The organism is Streptomyces sp. CB09001 (assembly GCF_003369795.1).
GTDB lineage: Bacteria > Actinomycetota > Actinomycetes > Streptomycetales > Streptomycetaceae > Streptomyces.
Window position 1 is genome coordinate 6,850,238 of the sequence record NZ_CP026730.1, and the last position, 23,316, is coordinate 6,873,553.

Here is a 23,316-nt window from a genome sequence, read left to right on the forward strand (position 1 = left end):
CTAACGCAAACACCGCAAGCGGCTTGCTTCACTCCCAGGAGACCTGGGCGACGACGGGAAGGTGATCGCTGCCGGTGGCGGGCAGGGTGCGCAGGGCGCCGACGGTCCCGGCGCGGGCCATCACCTGGTCGATCCGGGCCAGCGGCAGACCGGCGGGAAAGCTGAGGGCGAGGCCCCGCTCGGCCACGTTCAGCGAGTCGGTCAGGGGACGCAGCGCCCGGTCGTCGACCGTGCCGTTGAGATCGCCCAGCAGGACCACCCGCCGCAGCTCCTCCGCGTCGAGGGCGTCGCCCAGCAGACGGGCGCTCTCGTCCCGCCAGGACGACGCGAGACCGCCCGCCCCCACCCGGACCGACGGCAGGTGCGCGACATAGACGGCGACTTCACCGCGCGGCGTGTGCGCCACGGTCCGCAGCCCGCGCTCCCACTCCTCCTCGATGCCCCGCGGCTTGATGTCGAGGGGACGGGAGCCGGAGAGCGGATGCTTCGACCAGAGGCCGACGGTGCCCCGGACCGTCCGGTACGGATAGTCCGGCGCGAGTGCCGTCGCGTACGCCTCCAGCGCCGGCGGCACCAGCTCCTCCAGCGCGACGAGGTCGGGCTCGGCACGGACCAGGGCACGCGCCGTGCCCTCGGGGTCGGTGTTCTCGTCGCTGACGTTGTGCTGCACCACGACCAGGTCGTCGGCCCCCGGCTCCGGCGCGAGCAGGAGCAGCCCGCCGAAGAGATACGTCCAGGCAACCGCCGGCAGCAGCAGCGCCACCAGGGCGAGCCCCGAGCGGCGCACCAGCGCCAGGACGAGCAGCACCACGACGACCACACCGAGCCACGGCAGGAAGGACTCCAACAGACTCCCCAGCCCGCCCACGCCGTTGGGCACCGAACGGTGGAACGAGAGCAGGAGAGCGGTGCACACCGCCACCCCGGCGAGCACCCGTCCACGCCCGCGCGTCCAGGCAGACCGGGTCGGCCCATTCGTCCGCTGAGTCCATCCCGGCCGCCTCACCCACCGTCGCACCGCCTTCACCGCCGAAGCCGCACCAGGGCCCGCCCGCTCCACCATCGTTTCCCGTCCACTCGTCGTTGCCCCTCAGGACGATCCACTTGGGTGATCGGGTTCCCGGGGCAAGGCGATCACTGAGCCCGCACCCGGGCGCGCTCTCCTTCATGAGCAGCACGACAAGAGCGGCACGGTGTGATCGGCCCGCTTTCCCCGGCTTTCCCCCGCACTGTCAGTGTCAGTCCGTACGCTCGGCAGCGTGAAGGGGAAAGAAACACGAGCACCAGCGGGGGAGACCGGCGCGGAGGCGTGGCAGCGGCTGAGCGCGTATGCCTACCTCAGCGCGCCCGAGCGTCTGGAGTACGTGGCGGTGATGCGGGTGTTCTGTGGCACGCTGCTCGCCGACCTGTCCATACCCGACCTCCTCGCCAAGCTGGCCGAGCGCGGCGGCCCGGGGGCGGCGCTGGACGCGGACACGCTCGCGCGCAGGCTCGAAGAGCTCGTGCGCTGGGGCAATCTGCTGCGCAGCACGCACACCGTCAAGGCGACGAGCATCGCCGAGTACCAGCGCTCCCGGTCGCGCTACCAGCTGTCGAAGCTGGGCGAGCGCGTGCAGCGGGACGCGGACGAAGTGTTGGGCGGGGCGGACGCCGCCCGCGAGGTGAGCAGCGAGCTACTGGCCCTCGTCGACCGCGGTCTGCGTGAGATCGCCGCCATGGCCGCGGCGCCGGGCGGCGCGGATCCGCAGCGGGCGCTTGAGCGGATCAGCACCCTCTTCGTGCAGTTCGCCGAGTTCGCCGAGTCGGTCCGGGACTTCTACGCCTACCTGGGACAGGTGCTGGCGCGCTACGACCTCGACTCGGCCGAGTACCAGGGATTCAAGGAACTGCTGCTCGACTACGTGGAGGCCATCACCGAGGACGTCTCCTTCCGGGCCCCGCGCATCGCTGCCCACCTTGACGTCCTCCGGCCGCACCTGCCGGCGCTGCTCGCCCGAATCGACGCGCACGCGACGGGTATCGGAGCACTCGCCGACGGACTGCCCGAGACCCGGGTGCAGCGCAGCCGCGGCCGGGACCTCGCGGACTGGGAGGGACTGCGCGAGTGGTTCACCGTCACCGGAGCGCACTCCAGCCAGGTGGACCAGCTGCGGGACGCCACCCTGCGCGCCCTGCAGTCGCTGCTCGCCAACGCCAAGCGGATGCTGCGCTCGGCCTCCGGCGAGATGTCCCGCCGCAAGGACCTGCTGCGGCTTGCGGCCTGGTTCGACGCCGCGGAGCCCGACGAGGCCCACGACCTCGCGGTCGCCGCCTTCGGGCTCTACGGCGCGCGGCACCTGGGAGTCGCCCCGGACCCCGACCAGTCCGTGCCAGCCTACGTGAGTTGGTGGACCGGCCCCGTGGTCGACGTGCCGGTGGCGCTGCGCGAGCGCGGCAGCAGGACCCCGCGCGGACGTGCGGCGGCGGCCGAGGACCACTCCGAGCAGAAGCTCCGCCTCATGGAGCAGGCGCGAGCGCAGGCCGAGGCCCGGCAGACGGCGGCTGACGAACTGCGCAGCGCCTCGGGCCGGTTCGACCAGGTGAGGCTCGGTGCCCCGGCCATGCGGCTGTTGCTGGAGCTGCTCACCACGGCCCTCGGCAACGCCCGGCTGAACAAAGCATCCGGCGACTTCCTGCTCGACGGCGCGCAGGCGGACGACGCTGATCTCGGCATCCGGCTGACCGCATGGCGCACGCCAGGCCGGTCCACTGTCCTGCGGTCCGTGGACGGCGACCTGACCGCGGACGATCTCACCGTGGCCGTCGAAAGCACCTCCGCACCCGCGGTGGGGGAGACGATGCCCGAGGCCGAAGAGGCGAGCGCCTGATGCCCCTGCCGTCCGCCCACGACGTCGCCCTCGCGGCCGAACGCCGCACCGCCGCCCGGCTTCTGCTGGCCCACCCCCTGGTCACCAGCGCCGGCCCGCACAGCGACACGTTTCCACTGATCCGGCGCCACGCCGACTGGCTCGCCCAGCGCTTCCAGCAGGTGTTCGGCTACCGCCTGCTGGTGGAAGCCTCCTATGCCCGGCTGTTCAAAGCGGGCCTCGGACCGGGATCGGGCCACCGCCTGGAACGCCCGTCGACCGGCACGCCGTTCACCCCGCCGACGTACGCCTACCTGGCCCTGGCCCTGTCCGTCCTCGTCACCGCCCCGGAACAGCTCCTGCTCTCCCAGCTCGTCGCCGACCTGCGCGCCGCGGCCGTCGACGCCGGAATCGAGATCACCGACGCCGGGCGGCAGGCCGAGCGGCGGACCCTGGCGGCCGCCCTGCGGCAACTCGTCGACTGGGGCGTCCTGGTGGAAACCGAGGGCCGGGTGGCGGCCGTCGCCGAGGAACGGGCCGGAGAGGCACTGCTGACCGTGGACCGCGACATCGCCCGGGCCGTCGTCGCGGGTCCGCTCGCCCAGAGCCGCGACGGCGCGGACCTCGTGCGCCGGGCCGCCGACCCCGGCTTCGGAGGACCCCGTACCTACGTCCGCCGGCGTCTCGTCGAAACCCCCGTCGTCCACCTCGACGACCTCACCGACGCCGAACGCGAATGGCTGCGCACCCGGCAGCGGCGCGAGGCGCAGGCCTTCTCCGAACTGCTCGGCCTGGAAGCCGAGATCCGCGCCGAAGGCATCGCCTTGATCGACACGGACGACGAACTCACCGACCTGCACCTGCCCGGCACCGGCACGGTCGCCCAGGCCGCGCTGCTCCTGGTGGAACGGCTGGCCGACCGGCTGCGCCCCGAAGAGCCCGGCCATCCGGCGGTCGGCGGCCGGCTCGTCATCGGCGTACCCGTCCCCGACGGGCTGCTGCCCGGCCTGCTCGACGAACTGATCGAGGAGTACGGCAAGCGCGGCACCTGGCAGCGCGGCCACTTGGAGGACCGGGACGGATTCCTGGCCGCCGTACTCGACCTGCTCGTCCGCATGAACCTGATGGCTCCCGCCGGTCCCGTCCGCGCGGACGGGACCGGCGGGCCGGAGGGATACGAGCGGGACCCGGCCGACGGCCGCTCCGTTACCGACGTCTCCCAGGCGCGCGGCCAGAGCCGCACCGACGGCGGCGGCTGGATCCTGCTCGCCGCGGCCGCCCGGTACGCCACGAAGGTGGCGGTCAAGCCCCGTACCACCCCCTCCCCGGCGGACGTCGCCCCGGACACCCCGAAGGAGTCACCCCGATGAACCGCCCGCAGTCCCCGCACCGCTACCGACTGCACCGCGCGGGCATCCGGAACGTCTGGCAGTACGACCACCAGGAGTTCACCTTCGGCCAGGGCCGCATGCTGCTGCGCGGCAAGAACGGCGCGGGCAAGTCCAAGGCCCTGGAGATGCTGCTGCCCTACCTCCTCGACGGTGACGCCCGCGCACTTGACGCCACGGGAACCGGACGCACCACCCTGGCCTGGCTGATGCTCGACGGCTTCGCACAGACCAACAGGCTGGGCTACCTGTGGCTGGAGTTCGCGCGGACGGACGAGGAGGGGAACGACCGGCATCTGACTATCGGCGCGGCCGTCCGGGCGTCCCAGTCGACCAAGACGGCGAAGCCCTTCTTCTTCACCACCCGGCTGCGGGTCGGCGGGGACCTCGACCTCGCCCCCGCCGGCCACCCGCTCCCCGTCGACCGGCTGAAGTCGCTGGTCGGCCCGGAGAACATCACCGAACGCGCCGTCGAGCACCGGGCCAGGGTCGCCCGCGATCTGTTCGGCCTCACCGACCCGGCGCGCTACCGCAACCTGCTCCACCTGCTGCACCGGTTGCGCCGCCCCACCATCGGTGACCGCATCGACTCCGGCGGACTGGTCTCGGTCCTCGCCGAGACCTTGCCCGCCCTCGACGACGAGGTCGTGGAGAAGGTCGCCCGCAGCCTGGACGACCTCGACTCCGTCAGGGCCTACCTCGGACGCCTCGAACGCACCGACCGGGCGCTGCGCACCTTCCTCACCGGCTACCGCGGTTACCTCCACGGAGCGCTGCGCCGGCGCACCGACCGGACCGGCGATGAGCTTCAGCGACTGACGGAACACCGCAGGTCCGCGGGTGACGCGGCACACGAAGCGGAAGCGCTCCGCGAACGGGAACAGGAACTCGACGGCCGCATCGCAACCCTCGAGAGCGAGACGAACGCGGCCGAGACGGACCTGGCCGCGCTGCACGCCAGTGCCGGATACCGCAGCCTGCGCGAACTCGGAGAGAAGCGCGCCACCGTCACCGCGCTGCACAGCGCGGCCGGCGCCGCGTTCAAGGCCGTCCGCCAGGCGCATATCAACGAGGAGGCGGCGGGGCGGCGGCTCACCGCCGACACCGGACGGCTCGGCCAAGAGCTGGTCGAACTGACCACCGGACACGGAGAATTGCTGCGAGACGCAGAGCGATCCGGGGTGGACTCCGTGCACCTGGGAGAGCCCGTGGGGACACCCGTCGCCCCGGTCGCACTCGCCACCACCGCAGAACTGACCGCCCCTGAAGGAGACTTCCACCTGGTCCGGCACAGCGAGGTGCTGGCCGTCGACACCGAGATCTGCACGACCGCCCTCCACGCCTGGGACGCCCGGCTCGACGCCGCACAGCCGGTGATCAGGAACCGCGCCCGGTTCGTCACGGAACTGGGCGCCCTCATCGAGCGGTCGGACGCGGCCCAGCGGCAGGCGGACGACGCCGACGCCGCCCGAGAACATCTGGAAGAACAGGCGGAGCACGCGCGCACCCAGGCGGAGCGACGCCGGGAGGAAACCGTGGGCGAGGGGGCGGCGTACGCGGATGCCGCCAGAGCCTGGACCGGCGAACTGCGCAAGCTCACCGGCCTGCCCCTGGACGACGTGCTGTCCCTGATCGCCTACGACCAGACCGACGGCCCACTGCCCGCCCAGACCCCCGATGAGCTGGCCGACACGGCCCGTTCGGCCGTCGACTTGTGGCTGACCGACCTGGGCGAGGAGCGCGACGCTCTCTCCCTGACCGTCCACGGCCTCAAGAGCGAACGGGACGGCCTTCGGCAACGGCGCGAGCAATGGGAACACCTCACCGACCCCGAGCCGCCACCCCCGCCCCACCGCACTGCTCCCCGCACGCCCGGCACAGGAGCGCCGCTGTACCGGCTCGTGGACTTCGTATCCGGCCTGGAGGCGGACGCGCGGGCGGGGCTGGAAGCCGCGCTGGAGGCGAGCGGCCTGCTCGACGCCTGGGTGCGCACCGACGGTACGGTCCTTGACCCGGCCACGTACGACACCCTCGTGGCTCCAGGATCACCGGTCACGGGACCGTCACTCACCCGCGTACTGCGGCCGGTCGCCGCACCGGACAGCGGAGTGACGGCGGAGCAGGTCCAGCGTGTGCTGGGATCGATGGCTCTCGCCGAGAGCCCTGAGGTGCACCCGGTGGACGTGGCAGAGACCGGGCCGCACACCGCGATCGGAACCGACGGCTCCTGGCGGCTCGGCATCGCCCGCGGCCGCCACACCAAGCAGACCGCCGAGTACGTGGGCGCGGAGGTACGCGCCCAGACCCGCCGCCGGGCACTGGCGGACATCGACCGCAGGCTGAGGGACGTACAGGACGAGCTTGAGCAGCGTCGGCACCGGCTGCGCGTCCTCACCGAGCACCGCGACCAGGTCGGCGGCACCCTGCGCCGACCGCCCTCGGCACGAGGACTGACCGATGCGTGGGCCCGAACGGCCGAGGCCGAGCGTGCCGCCGAGTCCCTCGCCGCGCAGGCGTCCGCAGCCACCCGGGAGGCGCAGCAGGCACGCACCCGCGCGGTCACCGTCCGACGTGAGACCGAGGCGACGGCGAGTGCCCAGGACCTCCCGGTGAACCCGGCCGCACTCGGCACGGTCCGCCTGGCCCTCGACCGCCTCGGACAGGGCACCCAGCAGCTGCGGCGGCGGATCAGCGCGGTCCTGTCCACGACCGAGAGCCACCGCGCCGGCCGCACGGACCACGAGCGCGCCGAGTCCGCCCGCCGGGAAGCCGAGGCGGACTACGCCGAGCCGCTGGGCCGCCTGGAGACGGCCCGCCGTACCGTCCGGGGCCTGGAAGACGCCCTCGGTGCCACGGAGCAGGAGATCCTCGCCCGCGAGGCCGGGGTGAAGCGCCGCCTGGACGCCGTGGGACGGCAGCTCCCGCCAGCGAGGAGGGACCGGGACGAGGTGCACGACCTGCGCGTACGGGCGGAAGAAGACGAGAGGAAGTGGCGCGAGGCACTCGCCGCCCAGGAGACCGAGGCACTGGCCTGCGGCAGCGGTCTGCGAGTGGCCCTGTCGCTGCCGGGCGTCCTGAGGGCGGCGGGCCTCCACGCCGACGCGGGCGGGGGACCCGTCAAGCCGGACCCCGTCCACCATGACCCGAGGGAGCGCATCACGGCACTGAGCCGACTGGTCGACGCCGTGCGCGGCGGCCTGGACGCCGAACACCGCGACCTCTCGGACACCGCCCTCCTCAACCGCCACACCGAACTGCGCGACCAGCTCTCCGGCGGTTACGACGCGACGATCGAGGAACAGGACGGCATCAAGCTCTGCCGACTCGTCGACGACCGGGGTCCGCGCGACATCGCCGAGGTCGGCGAGCGCATCGCGACCGAGGCCGCCGAGGCACGCGACCGTCTGACCGAACGCGAACGCGAGGTCTTCCAGCGCTTTTTGACCGGAGAGCTGGGCGATCACCTGTCCGCACAGGTGCTGGCCGCCGGCGCCCTGGTCGCCGCGCTCAACACCACCCTCGACACGGTCCGCACCTCGCACGGTCTGGGCGTCAGCCTCGACTGGAAACTGGCCGACGGGGTGGAGGCGGACGTCAAGGCGGCCGTCGACCTCCTGCGCAGCCCCTCGGGTCTGCGCACCCGTGAGCAGTCCGAGCGACTCCGCGACGTCCTCCAGCGCCGTATCGAGGATGCCCGCCGCGCCGACCCCTCCGCCGGTTACGCGGCCCACCTGCGCACCGCCCTGGACTACCGCAGCTGGTTCACGTTCACCCCCTGGGTGGTGAACGACGCGGCACCGGGCAGCCGCCGCAAACTCTCCGGCCGCACGGGCCTGAGCCAGGGCGAGCAGCGCGTCCTCTCCTACCTGGTCCTCTTCGCAGCGGCGGCGGCGCACTTCACCGGCCTCGCCGACACCGCCCCGCATACACCCCGCCTGATCCTCCTCGACGACGCGTTCGCCAAGGTCGACGAGCCCACCCACGCCCGCCTCGGCCGCATCCTGGTCGACCTGGACCTCGACTTCGTCCTCACCAGCGAACGCCTGATCGGCAACTGGCCCGACGTACCGTCCCTCCACATCTACGAATGCCTGCGCGACCCGCACGTACGGGGCGTGGCCACGCTGCACTACACGTGGAACGGGCGGCATCGGAGACTGATGCCGGTATGAGCCGCCCCGGACGCGCCGACGAGGGTTCCCTGAACGCCGAGACCCTCGCCTTCCTCACCCGGCCGGGCCTCAACCGCCTCTGGACGGCGGCCCGCGCCCGTCTCGAACGCAACGGCCTTCGGCCCACCGGCACCATGAGACTCCAGCACCTGGACGCACCGGAACGCGAGGCCCTCTCCCTCCTCCTGGCCAGACCCGTCACCGGCACCACCGCCGCGATCAGCCTCTCCGACCTGGACGCCCGCCTGCACACCAGCGCGGCCGGCCGGGGCCTGGCTGCGACCCTGGAGGCGCTGGGCCCGCCCCTGACGGACCGCAGGGCGCTCCGCGACGCGGCGACGGCCGAACGGGCCCGCGTATGGTCGACGGCCCGGACGGAGCTGGAGTCCACCTCTCTGTCGTCCCAGCCTTGGACGGAGCGGTGGCTGGAGGACCTACGACGCGGCGGCACCCTCACCCGCCAGGACCCGTACACCGCGGCCACGGTCGTCACCCAGGCGATCCGCACCCTGGCCACGCTCTTCCCGGACGGCGACGCGCACCCCACTCCCGTTTCCTGGGGCCGCGGCGAACTGGCCACCCGAGCAACCGGCTCCGCCCACGGCCTGGACGACGGCACCCTGCTGTCCCGGCTGGTCCTACGAGGCATAGCCCTGGCGCACGACACGGAGTTCCCCACCGACGCCCCCACCCGCCGTGCCCTGTGGCGCACGGCCTCGGTCACCCCGGACGAGGTCTCCAGCACGGTCCTCACCTACGGCCTGCGCCCCACCGGCGGTACCTGGCAGGAGACGGCCCTGTGCGAGCGCGCCGACCACCACAGGGAAACCCACCTGACCCTGCGCGAACTACGCACACTGACTCTGCGGTTGCCGCCCGGCGCCCGGGTCCACGTCTGCGAGAACCCCCGCGTGGTCGAGGCCGCCGCCGACACCGCCCGTACCGCACCCCTGGTCTGCACCTCGGGCAGCGCGACGACGGTCGTCCTCACCCTCCTCGATGTCCTGGCGGCGTCCGGCTGCACCTTCGCCTACCACGGCGACTTCGACTGGCCCGGCATCGCACTCGCCAACCGGATCACGCAGCGGTACGGAGCGGAACCGTGGCGGATGCGGGCGGCCGACTACGAGTACCTGGCGTCACGTGCCCAAGTGCGGGACACACCGACGATCCTACTCACCGGCCCGCCGGCCGAGGCCGCCTGGGATCCGGAATTGGCCCCCACGATGACCGCTGTGGGAATCGCCCTGCACGAGGAGGCGGCGCTCGATCTGCTTCTGGAGGACCTCGGGTGAGGTCAGACGCCGAGCCCACCCGCGGCGAGCAGGTCGGACACGTCGTTCACCAGTTTCCTGCCCGTGCCGTCGGCGTTGACGAGTCGCGTCTCGAAGTCTCTGAGGCTCCGGAAGACCTCGGCGTACGCCGCCTGCTCCGTCAGAGGGAGTTGGAGAACCTGCAGGCGCCGGATATCGACCCGTGACGAACTGGAGGCGTGGGTGCCCGCCTGACGTCCGTTGGACGGCGCGCGCAGGCAGCCCGCCAGGAAGTGCGCGTCCAGTTTCGCCGGGTCCACCCGCAGGGCGTGCAACTGCGGTCCCAGGGCCGTCGGAGGCCCCTCATGCACCCAGGCCTTGAACGCCCGCACGACACCGGCGACCACGACATCGCCCTTCTCGGCGATCACAGGGGCCGACTCGACGGCGACGTTTCCGCTGGGTGTGCCGTCCGCCACTAGGTCGGCAACGGTGAGCAGGGGCACGGAGGTCCCTCCGGACGCCACCGCACCGTCCAGCGGCTGCTGCCCGGCGCGCAACGACAGGGCACCAGCCTTGACGAGATCTCCGACGCCGACCGTGGTCTGTGGTCCGTCACCGTCGAACTCCAGTTCCGACAGGCGCTCGGCCCGACGAGCCAGGTCGGTCAGCGTCGCCCCCACTTCCTTCCAGACCGTCGAGAGTTCGAGGCCGGACGGCTCGGTGCGCACCGAGGTGTAGCGCCCGGGCGTGACGTCCACCTCGTCGTCCAGAAGTTCGATGAGAGGAACCCGGACGGCACCGTCCGGCAGCTCCACGTCCGGGTGGTCGAGGGCTTGCAGCGCGGAGAGGACAAAGGCCTGGAGCGGCTCCCAGGTGGGGCCGGACTCCCGCCCGCCGGTTCGCGCGAAGCGCGTCGCGTCGATCAGAAGCGCGTCCTGGCCGGGCGAGCCCGTCCCCGGGCCGTCCGGAGCGGCTCTGAGGATCCACAACTGGAGCGAGACGCTGTGCGGTTGGGCGCTGCCGGGCGGGAGAGCCACCACGGCCCGGAGCGCGCCGGTGCGCAGCAGGGAGCCTCGGATGCGCCGGCCGGCCTTGCGTGAGGCGACCGCGGGAGGCAGAACGACGACGGCCGCCCCGCCGGGCTCGAGATGGGCGAGCAGGTGCTGCACCCAGGCCAGTTCGGGCTCGGTGCGCGGCGGGAGACCGTAGGTCCAGCGCTGGTCGGTGGCGAGTTCCTCGTAGCCCCAGTCACGCTCGTTGAACGGCGGGTTGCACAGTGCGACGTCCGCCGGCACCTGGGCGAACGGGTCCGCGCGCAGAGCGTCGGCAGTGGCGATCTCCGTACGGACGTCGTGGTCGTCCGCGACGAACGCCAACCGGGCGGAGGCCAGTGCGGCGAGGGCGGGGTCCCGCTCGCACGCCAGCACCCTGACACCCGGACTCGCGCACTCCTGCACGGCAGCAGCCGCCAGGTGCCCTGTGCCGCAGGCCGGGTCGAGGACGGTGAGTCCCTCGTCGGGCCCGCCGACACGGACGTCGAACCCGATCCGTGCCATCAGGGTGGCGAGGGGCGCAGGCGTGGTGCTCAGCTGACGCACATGGGTCTCGAGCCACCGCTGGAGCAGGAACTCGAACGTCTCGCGCGTCCCCTCGTTGCGCCCCAGCTTCGCCGCCTCGACCGCCAGACGCTCGGCCTCGGGGGAGAGTTCCACCCGTGAGGAACGTGCGCGTGGCGAACGCATACGGTGGGCCGCCTCGGAGATGGCCAGACCCGACTGGTCCCTGCTGCCGAGCACCTCGAACCGTGGCCACAGGAGCTCGCGCCCCGCGATGCTGTCGAGCTTGCCGTTGTCCCGCAGCCACTGTTCGACCTCCGCCAGGGAGAACTGGGGACTGACGTCCGTGCCTCCGATACGCGTGGGGAAGGAGTCGTGACGCCGCCGCCAGTTGCTCACCGCGGCACGTCCCACCCCGGCGATCCGGGCGATCTCGGCGAGGCTGACGGGTACGGAACCGGTTGTACTCATCGACAGTCTCCGAGGTACTGGGGGTGTGCGTGCGGGTTGGTGGTGAGCGGGTCTCCGTAACGCGGCTGTACGTGAGAGGCTACTACGCTCATTGACAGTGTTCACAGTGCAAGTGTCCGCGTGTGTTGTGCGGATAGTGTGGAGGACGGGCGAAATGCAGAAATTCACGCCTGGGACAGTGCTCCTGGACCGCTACCAGCTCACATCGGTGCTCGGCCGAGGGCTGATGGGCCATGTGTGGCAAGGACGGGACATGCGCCTGGAGCGGCCCGTGGCCGTGAAGACGGTCGCCGCCCACCTGCTCGCCGTTCCCCAGAGCCGGGAAGAGGCGCTGCGGCGCTTTCAGCGGGAGGCGAAGGCCGCGGCACGCCTCAGCCACCCGAACACGACCACCGTCTTCGACGCGTCCATCACGGACGGCACCTGCTGCCTGGTGATGGAGTTGATCGAGGGCACCACCCTCGAGTTCCTCTTCGACCAACAGGACGACGGACGGTTCGACGTGCCCACGGCCGCCGCGGTCGCGGCCCAGTTGTGCGCCGGCCTGTCGGCCGCCCACGGGGCCGGCCTCGTCCATCGTGACCTCAAGACGCAGAACGTCATGGTCCGCGGGGACGGTCTCGTGAAGATCCTGGACTTCGGACTGGTGAAGGTGCTGAGCGACACCGACCCGCGCCTGACCATGACGGGCGAGAGCGTCGGCAACATCGTGTGCGCCTCGCCCGAACTGCTTTCCGGGCACGGCCGGCTCGACGGGCGCAGCGACCTCTACGCGGTCGGCTGCCTGCTGCACCACATGCTCACGGGCGAGACCCTCTTCGCCACGGACCAGCCGGCGCTGCTGGCGACGCACCACCTGAGCTCACCGCCGCCCTTGATCGCGGACTCGGGGGTCGACGTCCCCCGCGACCTGGGGGAACTGATCACAGCCCTGCTCGCCAAGCGTCCGGAGGACCGCCCGTCCTCCGCGGCGGAGGTGTACACGGCCCTGGCCCCCCACCTCCCGGTTCCCGACCCCCGGCTGGCCGCCCGGCGAGGTACGCCGGAGGACCCTCGCCGCCCGTTCCTGGTCCCGCAGGGACCGATCCCCGTGTGAGCGGAACCCGGCGTGAGCGGCACTCCGCGGATGCGGTCCCCGCGCGGGCGGTGTCCGTGCTGAGAGGCGCCCGGCGTGAACATGGTGCCGGGGGAGCAGAGCCTTGTGTGAGCGGTGAGAAAATGGCCGCGCCGACCGGGTGCGTGACCTGACCACGCCCCGGCCACAGGGAAGCCTAGGGCGCACGGGCGCCGGGACTGGGGACGGGCGCGATGCGGCGAAACCTTGGACGGTACGAGCTCACCCGGGAGCTGGGCCGGGGCGGCATGGGAGTCGTCTGGGCGGCGAACGACAGGGAGGGCGGCCGCGAGGTCGCGGTGAAACTCCTCGCCCCTCCGGCGGGCGGCGCCGACTTCACCTCACTGGAGCGCCGCTTCCTCCGCGAGGCCCGACTCACCAGCCGCCTGAACCACCCGGGCATCCCCGCCGTCCACGACCACGGCAGCCACGACGGGGAGCTCTACCTCGTCATGGACCTCATCCCCGGCCGAGCCCTCGACGCCGTCCTCAAGAGCGAGGGCCCGCAGCCCGTCCAGCGTGCCGCCGACATCACCCGGCGTACGGCCGACGTCCTGGCCCACGCCCACGCGAAGAGCGTCGTACACCGAGACCTCAAACCCTCGAACCTGATGATCACGCCCGACGGCGAGACCAAGGTCCTCGACTTCGGCGTCGCCGCCGCTCTCGAGCCGCAACCCGGCGAAACCCGCTTCACCGCGGCGAACGCCACCCCCGGCACCGTGATGTACATGCCTCCCGAACAGGCCGTGGGCCAGACCGTGCCCGCCAGCGACCTGTACTCGCTGGGCTGCGTCCTCTACGAGCTGCTCACCGGCGCCCCGCCCTTCGCCACCGGAAGCCACTTCTACCTCTACCACCAGCACGCGCACGACCCCGTGCCCCCGCTCGACGAACGCCGCCCCGGCGTCCCGGCCGGACTGCGGGAGCTGGTGGAGGCGCTCCTGGAGAAGAAGCCGGAGGACCGGCCCGCCTCCGCGGCCGAGGTGGCCCTGCGCGTGGCGACCTGGGCGTCACCCGTCCCGGCCCGCCCGTCGAAGCCGGTGATTCCGCACCCGCGGCTGGCCGAGATCGACCGCCTCCGCCGCTCCGGCCACCCGGCCCGCGCCCTCCAGGAGTACGGCGACCTGATGGCCGGTGCCGGCCTCGGACGGGCCGACGTGCTCGCCGCCCGCGCCGGACACGCCCTGTGCGCGGGCACCATCGGCCGCACCCGCGAGGCACTCGACGAGCTGAAGTCGGTCCTCGCCGAGCAGCGCAGCCTCCTCGGACCCGACGACCCCGGGGTGCTGGACACGCGGTACGAGATCGCTGTCCTGCTGGCCCGCACCGGCGAGCGCCACGCGGCCGGGGAACTGCTGAAGCGCCTCGCCGACGACGAGGACCGGATCCTCCCCGCCGCCGACTCCGGGTCCGGGCGCGCCCGCGCGCTGCTCGACCGACTTCGCCGTATGAGGTGACCCGTGACCACAGGTGCCGGAACCTGACAGCAAGTGAGCTTGTAATCTATGTTCACAGGTGACGAGCGTGCTAGCCTGCGGTCGCACCGTTCCGGTGGGGAGACAGGACACTGTCTACGGACGGCAGCAGGAGAGAACCGAGGGGAACAGCGCCCATGACGTCAGCAGCTCAGCGTGAGACCGAGCGGTCGGGGGCAGCCGAGAAGCTCCCCGAGGAGGGCAACCTCGTCGAGGTGCGCGGCCAGTCGTGGGTGGTCGCCCGTGTGGAACCCTCCCCGCCCGCAGAGGATGGTGAGGAGGAGCGCCGCCCCGCCACCCTGGTCCACCTCCAGTCCGTCGCCGACGGCCGCTTCGGCGACACCCTCTCCGTCATCTGGGAGGTCGAGCCCGGCCGCCGCGTCCTGCCCGCCGGCTCCCTCCCCGACGCCTCCACCGGCACCTACGACTCCCCGAACCGCCTTGCCGCGTTCCTCGACGCCGTCCGCTGGTCCGCAGTGGCCTCCGCCGACGCCAAGACCCTCCAGGCCCCGTTCCGCTCCGGCGTCGCCGTCGAGCCGTACCAGCTCGAGCCGGTCTCCCGCGCCGTCGGCGCCCCTCGCGTCAACCTCCTCCTCGCCGACGACGTCGGCCTCGGCAAGACCATCGAGGCCGGACTCGTCGTCCAGGAACTGCTACTGCGCGGCCGGGCCCGCCGCACCATGGTCGTCTGCCCCGCAGGCCTCACCCTCAAGTGGCGCGACGAGATGGCCGAGAAGTTCGGCCTGGAGTTCACCATCGTCGACTCCGAGCACTGCGCCCGCCTCCGCCGCACCCACGGCACAGCGGCAAACCCCTTCCGCGTCCACCCGCTCACCATCGTCTCCCTGCCCTGGCTGCGCGGCCAGAAGGCACAGCGCCTCCTCGACGAGGTCATCGGCGCCCCCGAGGAGAGCCCCGACGGTGAGCACAAGCGCTTCTTCGACCTTCTCGTCCTCGACGAGGCCCACCACGTCGCCCCCGCCGCACCCAAGCAGGTCTACGCCGTCGACTCCCAGCAGACCAAGCTGATCCGGCGCCTGGTCCCGCATTTCGAACACCGCCTCTTCCTCTCCGCCACCCCGCACAACGGCTACCCCGAGTCGTACACCGCCCTCCTCGAACTCATCGACGACCAGCGCTTCGCTCGCGGCGTCGACCCCGACAAGGAGGCGCTGAAGGACACCGTCGTACGCCGCCTGAAGTCGACGGTCACCAACGCCGACGGCACGCCCCGCTTCCGCACCCGCGTCACGCGCGAACTCGCCGTCGACTACACGCGGCAGGAGCGCGCGATCCACGAACTGCTCGGTTCGTTCGCGGAACTCCGTCGTAAGAAGCTCACCCCGAAGGCCCGGGGCGGCCGCCGCGCCGCCGACCTGGTGACCCTGCTGCTGAAGAAGCGCCTGTTCTCCTCCCCGGCCGCCTTCCTCCACACCGTCCAGGTCTACCTCTCCCACCTGGACGACACCGGCGGCGGCCCGGCCCGAGGACGCTCGGCAGCCGCCGAAGTACCGGAGTGGCTGGAGGAGTTCGCCGACATCGTCGCCGACCTCGACGACACCGGCCTGGTCGACGCGGAGGACGACGCCCTGACCCGCTCCACCTCGCTCACCCCGGCGGAGGACGGCCAGGAACTGGACCTGCTCCAGGAGATGGAGCGCTGGGCCCTCACCCACGAGGCCGCGCCCGACTCCAAGGCGGAGGCGCTGATCGCCGAGATCAAGGCCGTCTGCCGCCCCGACGGCAAGAAGTGGACCAACGAACGGATCGTGGTCTTCACCGAGTACCGCGACACCCAGGAGTGGCTCCACGACCTCCTCCAGCAGGAGGAACTCACCGACGGCGGCCGCGTCGAGCGCCTGCACGGCGGCCTCTCCACCGAGGAGCGCGAGCGCATCCGCCTCGGCTTCCAGACCGAGCCGTCCCGCGCCGAGGGCAAGGTCCGCATCCTCCTCGCCACCGACGCCGCCGGCGAGGGCATCGACCTCCAGAACCACTGCCACCGCCTGATCAACTACGACATCCCCTTCAACCCCAACAAGCTCGAACAGCGCATCGGCCGCGTCGACCGCTGGGGCCAGAAGAAGGACCCGGAGATCGCCCACTTCATCGGCTCCGGCTGGCAGCAGGCCCAGGCCGGCTCGTACGAGGCCGACCTGGAGTTCCTCTCCCGCGTCGCCAAGAAGGTCGCCCGCATGGAGCACGACCTGGGCTCCGTCAACGCCGTCCTCGCCGACGCGGTACAGCGCCGCATGACCGGCGACACCGCTCCCGTCGACGTCGAGAACGCCAGGCCCAAGCCCATCAAGGGCCGCCGCACGGGCGGCGACGTCGCCCCCGAGCAGAACGTCACGGCCCAGACGAAGCGGCTCGCCGACCAGTACGAGGAGACGGTCGACACGCTGGGCCTGACGCCGGTCAACGTCAAGCGCGTCGTCGACACGGCCCTGGCCCTCGACCACCAGCCGCCGCTCCAGCCGTCCACCGTCCGCGCCGAGGACTTCGAACCCGGCGACCTCTTCGACGTACAGCCGCTGTCCGGCAGTTGGGAGCGCGCGACCCGCGGTCTCGCGCACAAGCTCCGCGAGGGCGAGCAGCGCCCGCTCACCTTCTCCCCGCAGGTCGCCGCGCAGGGCAGGGACGACGTGGTCCTCGCCCACCTCAAGCACCCCCTCGTCGCCCTCTCCACGCGCCTGCTCACGGCGGCCGTCTGGAACGCCGACTCGGTCGGCCTGAGCCGCGTCACCGCCGTCGTCACCGACGACCCGGCCGTCACGACGACGCTCGTCTCGGCGTACGCCCGTTACGTCCTCGTCGGCACCGACGGCACCCGCCTGCACGAGGAAGTCCTCTACGCGGGCGGCTGGTTCGGCGACACGGGACGCTTCCGCCGCTGGGAGTCGGTGGGCGAGCAGGGCCGGATCCTGTCCCAGGCCCTCACCCAGGGCACGGAGGCCGCCCCGCACCTGCGCAGGGAACTCACGGAGGCCTGGCCCAAGCTCCGCGACCCCCTGTACCGCTCCCTGGAGGCCCGCGCCGCCGAACTCGGCCGCCAGCTCGAGAGCCGCCTCGCCGACCGCCGGACGGAAGAGGAGCGCCGCATCACCGCCACCCTCGACCGCTTCGAGAACACCCTGCGCGCAAAGCTCAAGGAGGAGGGCGACGGAGAGGGCGAACAGCTCGCCCTCCTCACCGCCCACGAACTGACCGGCCACGAACGCCGCCAGTTCGAGGAGGACCGCCAGCGCTGGCAGCACCGCCTCGAAGGCCTCCCCGCCGAGCGCGAGCGCGAGCTGGCCGCCATCGCCGCCCGCTACCGCGAGCCCCGCTCGCACCTCTTCCCCGCCGCCGTCGTCTTCGTCGTCCCCGCAAAGGAAGCCCGCCGATGAGCCCCCGCCGCCCCATGAGCCGTGGAGTAGCCGCCGCCAAGGCCCAGGCCGCCGACGGCCGCCGGCAGCACCAGGAGTGGCTGGACCTCACCGAGGTCTCCGGCCCCTTCCTGACGATGCCCGTCCTGCTGCGCGCCTGGCCTCAGCTCGACACCCTGGAGAAGGACGAGCGGGCCCGGCTGCGTGCCCACCACGCCGACTGGCAGACGGACACGGTCGCCGGGCGCGACGCGTGGGTGGCGTACGTCCTGCGCCGCCTGCTCGGCTGGGACGACGCCCTCACCTTCCGCGAGGGCGACTCCGAGCACCACGGCCTGGACCGCCTCGCCCTGCGGGTGGCCGAGCACAACACGGAGGTCCGCCCGGACTTCGCGCTGGTGGAACCGGGTGCCGACCTTGCCGCCGAGCCGGACGTCGACGCTGCCGCGAAGAGGGTGAGGCTGCTGGGCGTCACGGTCCCTGCGGGCACCGTGCCGACTGCGCGGGCGGGCGGTGGTGGCGACTGGGCGGCGGCTCCAGCCGACCGCCTGGCCCGTCTCCTGCGTCACCACGGCGTCCCGCTGGGCCTGGTCACCGACGGCCGCTGGTGGTGCCTGGTCTGGGCCCCGCTGGGCGGCGTGACGACCACCGCCGTCTTCGACTCCATCGGCTGGAACGAGGCGGCGGAACGCAACGTCGTCCGCGCGTTCGGGTCGCTGCTGAGCCGGCGTCGCTTCTTCGAGTACGACGAGTCCGAGACGCTGGTCGGGCTGCTCAAAGCGAGCCTGGCGGCGGGCGAGGACGTCACCGAGGCGCTCGGCGTCCAGGTCCGGCAGGCGGTCGAACTCCTCGTCGACGCGATCGGGCGGGCGGATGTGCGTGCCGTCGAGAACGGTGCGGCAGGCCTGCACGCGTCGGGGGTACCGGCAGGCGACATCTACCGCGGCGCGGTCGCGGTGATGATGCGCGTCGTCTTCCTCCTCTTCGCGGAAGAACGAGGCCTACTCCCCGCCGACAACGAGGTGTACGCACGCTCGTACTCGGCCCGCTTCCTGCGCGACGAGTTGAAGGCGCGGGCGGACGAGGAGGGCGAGACGTCGCTTGAGCACACGACGTCGGCCTGGCACCGCCTGATCGCCCTCTTCCACGCCGTGCACGGGGGAGTGGACCACCCGGGCTCCGGCTTCCGCCTCCCCGCGTACGACGGCTCGATCTTCGACCCCGACAAGTACCCGTGGCTCGAGCGCACCACCCCGCTCCTCCCCATCGACGACCGCACGGTCCTGCACATGCTCCAGGCCGTGCAGGAGGTCCGCGTCGGCAAGGGCAAGGACCGCGAGGTCCGCACCCTCAGCTTCCGCGCGCTGGATGTCGAGCAGATCGGCTACGTCTACGAGGGCTTGCTGTCCTTCGACGGGCGCCGGGCCACCGAGCACATGGTGGGCCTGATCGGCCCGGAGGGCCTGGAACACGAGGTCCCGCTGCGGGAGCTGGAGTCCCTGGCGGCGAAGGCGGGCGGCTCGCTGAAGACGCTGGCGAAGTCCATCCATGAGAAGTGGAAGGACCCCAAACCTCCGGCGACGGCGGGCCAGTTGGAGAAGAAGCTCGCCCCGTTGGGTGCGGAGGAGTCGGCGGAGGCCCGTCGCCGCCTGAACGCGGTGACGAAGGACGCGGCACTGACGGAGCGGCTGCTCCCGTTCGTCGGCATCCTCCGCGACGACCTGCGCGGCCTCCCGACGGTCATCCCGAACGGCGCGCTGTTCGTCACCGAGTCCTCCCTGCGGAAGAACACGGGAACGCACTACACGCCCCGCTTCCTGGCCGAGGAAGTCGTCCTGCACGCACTGGAGCCCTTGGTCTACGAGCCGGGCCCGCTCCAGACGGCGGACACGGGGGAGTGGCGCCTGAAGTCCGCCGACCAGATCCTGGACCTGAAGGTCGCGGACATCGCGATGGGCTCGGCGGCGTTCTTGGTGGCGGCGTGCCGCTACCTGGGGGACCGCCTCATCGAGGCCTGGGAGGCCGAGGGCCGCACGGATGCGATGGCGTACCGCGCGGGCCGGGCGGTGGACGCCGTTACGGCGGCGGACGCGGAACAGGACCCGGTAGTGGTCGAAGCACGCCGCCAGATCATCGAACACTGCCTGTACGGCGTGGACATCAACGCAATGGCCGTGGAGATGGCCAAGCTGTCGCTGTGGCTGGTGTCCATGGACCCCGAGCGGCCCTTTACGTTCCTGGACGACAGGTTGGTGTGCGGCGACTCGCTGCTGGGCGTGCACAGCATGGAGCAGCTCCAGTCCGTCCACATGAAGCCGCAGGGGCAGACCGACGTCCTGGCCGAGCAGGCACGGGAACTGGTCGACCAACTGACGCGCGAGCGCTTGGCGATCACCGCCATCAAGGGCGTCGACCTGCCGGCGCTCCAGAAGAAGCGGGAGCGGCTGGAGGAGGTCAACCGGCACTCGCGGCGGCTTCGGTTGGTGGGTGACCTGATTGCGGGGGCAGCGCTGGCCACTTGTGCTTCGGGGCGGGTGCCATGGTATGAGGAGGACGGGGGCGAGCGGGTTCGGGATCTGTTCCCGCGGGCTGCATGGATCGTTCAGCAGGTCGTGGCGGACGGCGTCGAGGACAACTCGGAGGTGGTGTGCGAGGCGAGGGCCGCGGCGGAGGAGTGGCTGGCCGCGGAATTGCCGGAGGGGGCTCTGGAACGGCGGCCGGTGCACTGGCCGCTGGTATTTCCGGAGGTGTATTCGCTAAGGGGCGGGTTCGACGCCGTTGTGGGAAATCCTCCGTTCCTCGGCGGTAAAAAGCTCACTGCACCTCTTGGGCAGGCCTACCGTGAATATATGGTTGATTTCCTCGCCAATGAAGTGCGAGGAAATGCGGACCTCGTCGCGTATTTCGCGCTCAGGATTCATGAACTACTGAATGCCTCGGGTCAAACGGGCATTATTGCGACCAATACTTTGGCGCAGGGTGACACCCGCGAGGTGGGCCTCGATCAATTGATTGGTGCGGGCGTAGAAATCAGGCGAGGAATCAAGAGCGCTCCGTGGCCCTCGAAATCTGCTGTCCTGGAGTACTGCGCTGTATGGATGGCTAAGGAGATTGCTAAAGGTGTTCCCGCCATTCTTGGCGGGCAGGCCGCGCCCAGCGGCATCACGACGTCACTCAATCCCGTCACGCGGATGCGGTCGTGGGTCGAGAAGTTGCAACAGAGTGCACATCTTGCCTACATGGGCAACAATGTCAATGGCATCGGGTTCGTCTTGCAGGCCGAACAGGCAGAAGAGCTCGTAGCTGCTGATGCCCGGTCAGAGGAAGTAATCTTTGGTTATCTAACCGGCCAAGACGTGAGCAACGATCCTGAGTGTGCCCCGAGCCGACAGATCATTGATTTCGGCGGTATGAGCCAAAGCGAAGCCCTGTGCTTTCCGGCGGCATTCGAGCACGTCCGCAAACATGTGAAGCCGCAGCGGGAACTGCTGGGCGATGACAAGAAGTCCGTACGGGAAAAGTGGTGGCAGTATGAGAAGTTGGCTCCAGGGATGCGAGTGGCCATCAAGCAGCTGAGGCGCTGCATTGTCATCTCGCTAGTCGGGAAGGCAGTTATGCCTGTAATGGTGCCAACCGGGCAGGTTCTTTCCCACAGGCTAGGAGTCTTCGCGTCGGATGATACTGCTTTGCTCGCGTTGCTGAGTAGTGCGCCCCACTTCTGGTGGACACTGGACCGGACATCCACGCTAGAGACTCGTATCAACTACAGTCTCTCGGATGTGGTGGAGACGCTTGGCCGTCCAACGCCCACTGAGCGATTGCGGAAGGCTGGGGCTCTTCTGGACACCCATCGTCGAATGTTGATGCTCGCTCGCACTATGGGACTCACGGATACTTACAACTTGGTCCACGATCCTGATTGCCAGGACGAGGGAATCGTCGAACTCCGCAGTATCCACGAGGAAATCGATCAGGCTACCGTCGAGGCTTACGGTTGGAGTGATCTCCAGGACGGATCCGGGCAAACCCCACCGATCGACCCGACTCATGAGACGTTCCCTCTCGACCATGGCTTCCACGAGACGGAGCAAGGCATCCGCTACACCATCGGCCTGCTGGCCCGGACTGAAATTATTGACCGCCTGCGTCAGTTGAACCACCAGGTGTACGCCGACGAGGTTCACCTTGGTCTGCACAAGGGAGTGACGGAGAAGAAGGCCAGGGAGAAGCACCCCGACCTGCCTCCGCCCTCCCTGAAGGTCGTACGGAAGCGCAAGGAGCAGCTGGCTGCGCGAGGTAGGTCGGATTTCGGTGAGGGCACCGAGGGTGCCCTCTTCTGAGCCGGTGGCATGACAACGGGCTGGTTCGCGTCACCTCAAGTGACGCGAACCAGCCCGTTGTTCCGCTCGGAAGTACTGGGCGGCGCTATCCCGCCGTGAGCGCGACGAACGCCGCCCACCCGCCCCGGTTGACCAGCAGCACCGGCCCGTCGCCCCCAATCTTGGAGTCCCGTACGTACACGGCGTTGAGACCGGTAGCCACCTCCACGCAGTTGCCGCCGTCGGATCCGCTGTAGCTGCTCTTGAACCAGTGCAGCCTGTCCAGGTGCTCGGCCATCCGCTCCACGCTCACGTCTCTCCCACCATCCGCTCGATGAGTCGCGCAGACTCCTCGACGTTCAAGGCCTGCGACCGCAGCTTGCCATATCGCAAGGCGAAGGTACTGACCTCGGTGGGCTCGGAGACGACGCACCCGACACCCTGGGACTCGAAGTATCCGAGGTGCTTGTGATCCTGGGTCTCCACTACCACGAACGCACCGTTCTTACCGGGGTGGAAGCCCCGGCAGGCGGGCACGACCTGGACCTCCACATTCCGCAACGCACCTACTTCGAGGATGCGTTGCCACTGTTCGCGCATGACCTCGGGGCTGCCCACCGGATCGCGTAGCGCCTCCTCGTTGATGATGAAGGAGACCTCCGTGAGCGGCACCCGATCCAACAGCTTCTGCCGCCCAAGCCGCGCTTCCGTACGTTGGTCGATGCTCTCCTCGCTCAGCGGTGGGCAGTGCCCGGAAAAGACAGCCCGCGCGTACGCCTCCGTCTGCAACAGCCCCGGCACGAGCAGTGGCTCATAGTCGCAGCGACTCACTGCCTCCGCCTCGATGACCGCGAAGTTGCGGAAGAAGCGCGGCAGCTTCGCCCGGTCCACCTCGTCCTGGAGAACCTCCAGAACCCCACCCGCCTCCAGCACCCGGTCCGCGGCCCGTGTGAACGCCGCCTTCGCCGGCCGCCGCCCCTGCTCGACCGAGGAGACCTGCTCCAGCGAGTAGCCGATGGCCTCCCCCAGCTGCTGCTGGTTCAGCCCGGCCCGCTTTCGCAGATGCTGGAGCAACCTCCCGTACGCCGCCCACGCCCCCGGCAGGTCGCCCCCGCCCTCGTCCTTCGCCTTCGCCGCCCGACCGCTCCGCGTCTCCCGCACCGTACTCATGCCTAACGCCCTTCCGTCCCGCAACGCACCCCGCCCACCCGTACCCCGGGCGGCTCCCGACCGGACCGCCGATACCTTGCTCAACGCACGCCGCGGTGGCCTGGGTACGGCTCCGGACCCGTACAACACCCGTACCGAGTCCCGTACGACCGCGTGCAGCGAGGGTCGGTTCCCGTCG

The 23,316-nt window shown here is 70.9% G+C and carries 12 protein-coding genes; 8 read left to right on the forward strand and 4 right to left on the reverse strand.

Translation table 11 applies throughout. The annotated features are described in order from the left end of the window. Nucleotides 1–28: 28 nt before the first annotated feature. A complete protein-coding gene (locus tag C4J65_RS31545; RefSeq protein ID WP_115745492.1) occupies nucleotides 29–934 on the reverse strand; it encodes an endonuclease/exonuclease/phosphatase family protein in 906 nt (301 codons plus the stop codon). Between the two features lie 325 nt (nucleotides 935–1,259). Between C4J65_RS31545 and C4J65_RS31550 the strand changes: the two genes are divergently transcribed. From C4J65_RS31550 to C4J65_RS31565, 4 genes are read left to right on the forward strand one after another with little or no spacing between them, the layout of a single operon-like run. Further along, nucleotides 1,260–2,867, forward strand: coding sequence for a TIGR02677 family protein (locus C4J65_RS31550; RefSeq protein ID WP_240330562.1), 1,608 nt, complete (start codon nucleotides 1,260–1,262; stop codon nucleotides 2,865–2,867). Continuing rightward, nucleotides 2,867–4,216 (forward strand): TIGR02678 family protein, encoded by a 1,350-nt coding sequence (locus C4J65_RS31555; protein WP_115745494.1) that lies wholly within the window; start codon nucleotides 2,867–2,869, stop codon nucleotides 4,214–4,216. The genes C4J65_RS31550 and C4J65_RS31555 overlap by 1 nt, the downstream gene beginning before the upstream one ends. Further along, nucleotides 4,213–8,406: a TIGR02680 family protein gene (locus C4J65_RS31560; RefSeq protein WP_115745495.1), complete on the forward strand. Its 4,194-nt coding sequence runs from the start codon at nucleotides 4,213–4,215 to the stop codon at nucleotides 8,404–8,406. The genes C4J65_RS31555 and C4J65_RS31560 overlap by 4 nt, the downstream gene beginning before the upstream one ends. Next, a complete protein-coding gene (locus C4J65_RS31565; protein WP_115745496.1) occupies nucleotides 8,403–9,701 on the forward strand; it encodes a TIGR02679 family protein in 1,299 nt (432 codons plus the stop codon). The genes C4J65_RS31560 and C4J65_RS31565 overlap by 4 nt, the downstream gene beginning before the upstream one ends. Before the next feature lie 2 nt (nucleotides 9,702–9,703). On the opposite strand, the gene C4J65_RS31570 is transcribed toward C4J65_RS31565, so the two are convergent. Further along, a complete protein-coding gene (locus C4J65_RS31570) occupies nucleotides 9,704–11,689 on the reverse strand; it encodes an N-6 DNA methylase (RefSeq protein ID WP_115745497.1) in 1,986 nt (661 codons plus the stop codon). Nucleotides 11,690–11,843: 154 nt separating this feature from the next. Here C4J65_RS31570 and C4J65_RS31575 point away from each other — a divergent pair, with 154 nt between their 5' ends. The 4 genes from C4J65_RS31575 (at nucleotide 11,844) to C4J65_RS31590 (ending at nucleotide 21,989) form a co-directional block, all read left to right on the forward strand. Beyond that, the gene (locus tag C4J65_RS31575) at nucleotides 11,844–12,785 is read left to right on the forward strand and encodes a serine/threonine-protein kinase (RefSeq protein ID WP_115745498.1); all 942 of its coding nucleotides are present in this window, start codon (nucleotides 11,844–11,846) and stop codon (nucleotides 12,783–12,785) included. A 212-nt stretch (nucleotides 12,786–12,997) separates the two neighbouring features. Next, nucleotides 12,998–14,263 carry a serine/threonine-protein kinase gene (locus C4J65_RS31580; RefSeq protein ID WP_115745499.1) on the forward strand — a complete coding sequence of 422 codons (1,266 nt, stop codon included), beginning with the start codon at nucleotides 12,998–13,000 and terminating at the stop codon, nucleotides 14,261–14,263. A 155-nt stretch (nucleotides 14,264–14,418) separates the two neighbouring features. Then, nucleotides 14,419–17,670, forward strand: coding sequence for a DISARM system SNF2-like helicase DrmD (drmD, locus tag C4J65_RS31585; protein ID WP_115745500.1), 3,252 nt, complete (start codon nucleotides 14,419–14,421; stop codon nucleotides 17,668–17,670). Further along, nucleotides 17,667–21,989: a hypothetical protein gene (locus C4J65_RS31590; RefSeq protein WP_115745501.1), complete on the forward strand. Its 4,323-nt coding sequence runs from the start codon at nucleotides 17,667–17,669 to the stop codon at nucleotides 21,987–21,989. Before drmD ends, C4J65_RS31590 begins: the two co-directional genes overlap by 4 nt. Nucleotides 21,990–22,074: 85 nt before the next feature. Here the strand turns inward: C4J65_RS31590 and C4J65_RS31595 are convergent, their stop codons facing one another. After that, nucleotides 22,075–22,266 (reverse strand): DUF397 domain-containing protein, encoded by a 192-nt coding sequence (locus tag C4J65_RS31595; protein WP_115746721.1) that lies wholly within the window; start codon nucleotides 22,264–22,266, stop codon nucleotides 22,075–22,077. A gap of 11 nt (nucleotides 22,267–22,277) precedes the next feature. Continuing rightward, nucleotides 22,278–23,138: a helix-turn-helix transcriptional regulator gene (locus tag C4J65_RS31600; RefSeq protein WP_115745502.1), complete on the reverse strand. Its 861-nt coding sequence runs from the start codon at nucleotides 23,136–23,138 to the stop codon at nucleotides 22,278–22,280. Nucleotides 23,139–23,316 lie beyond the last annotated feature (178 nt).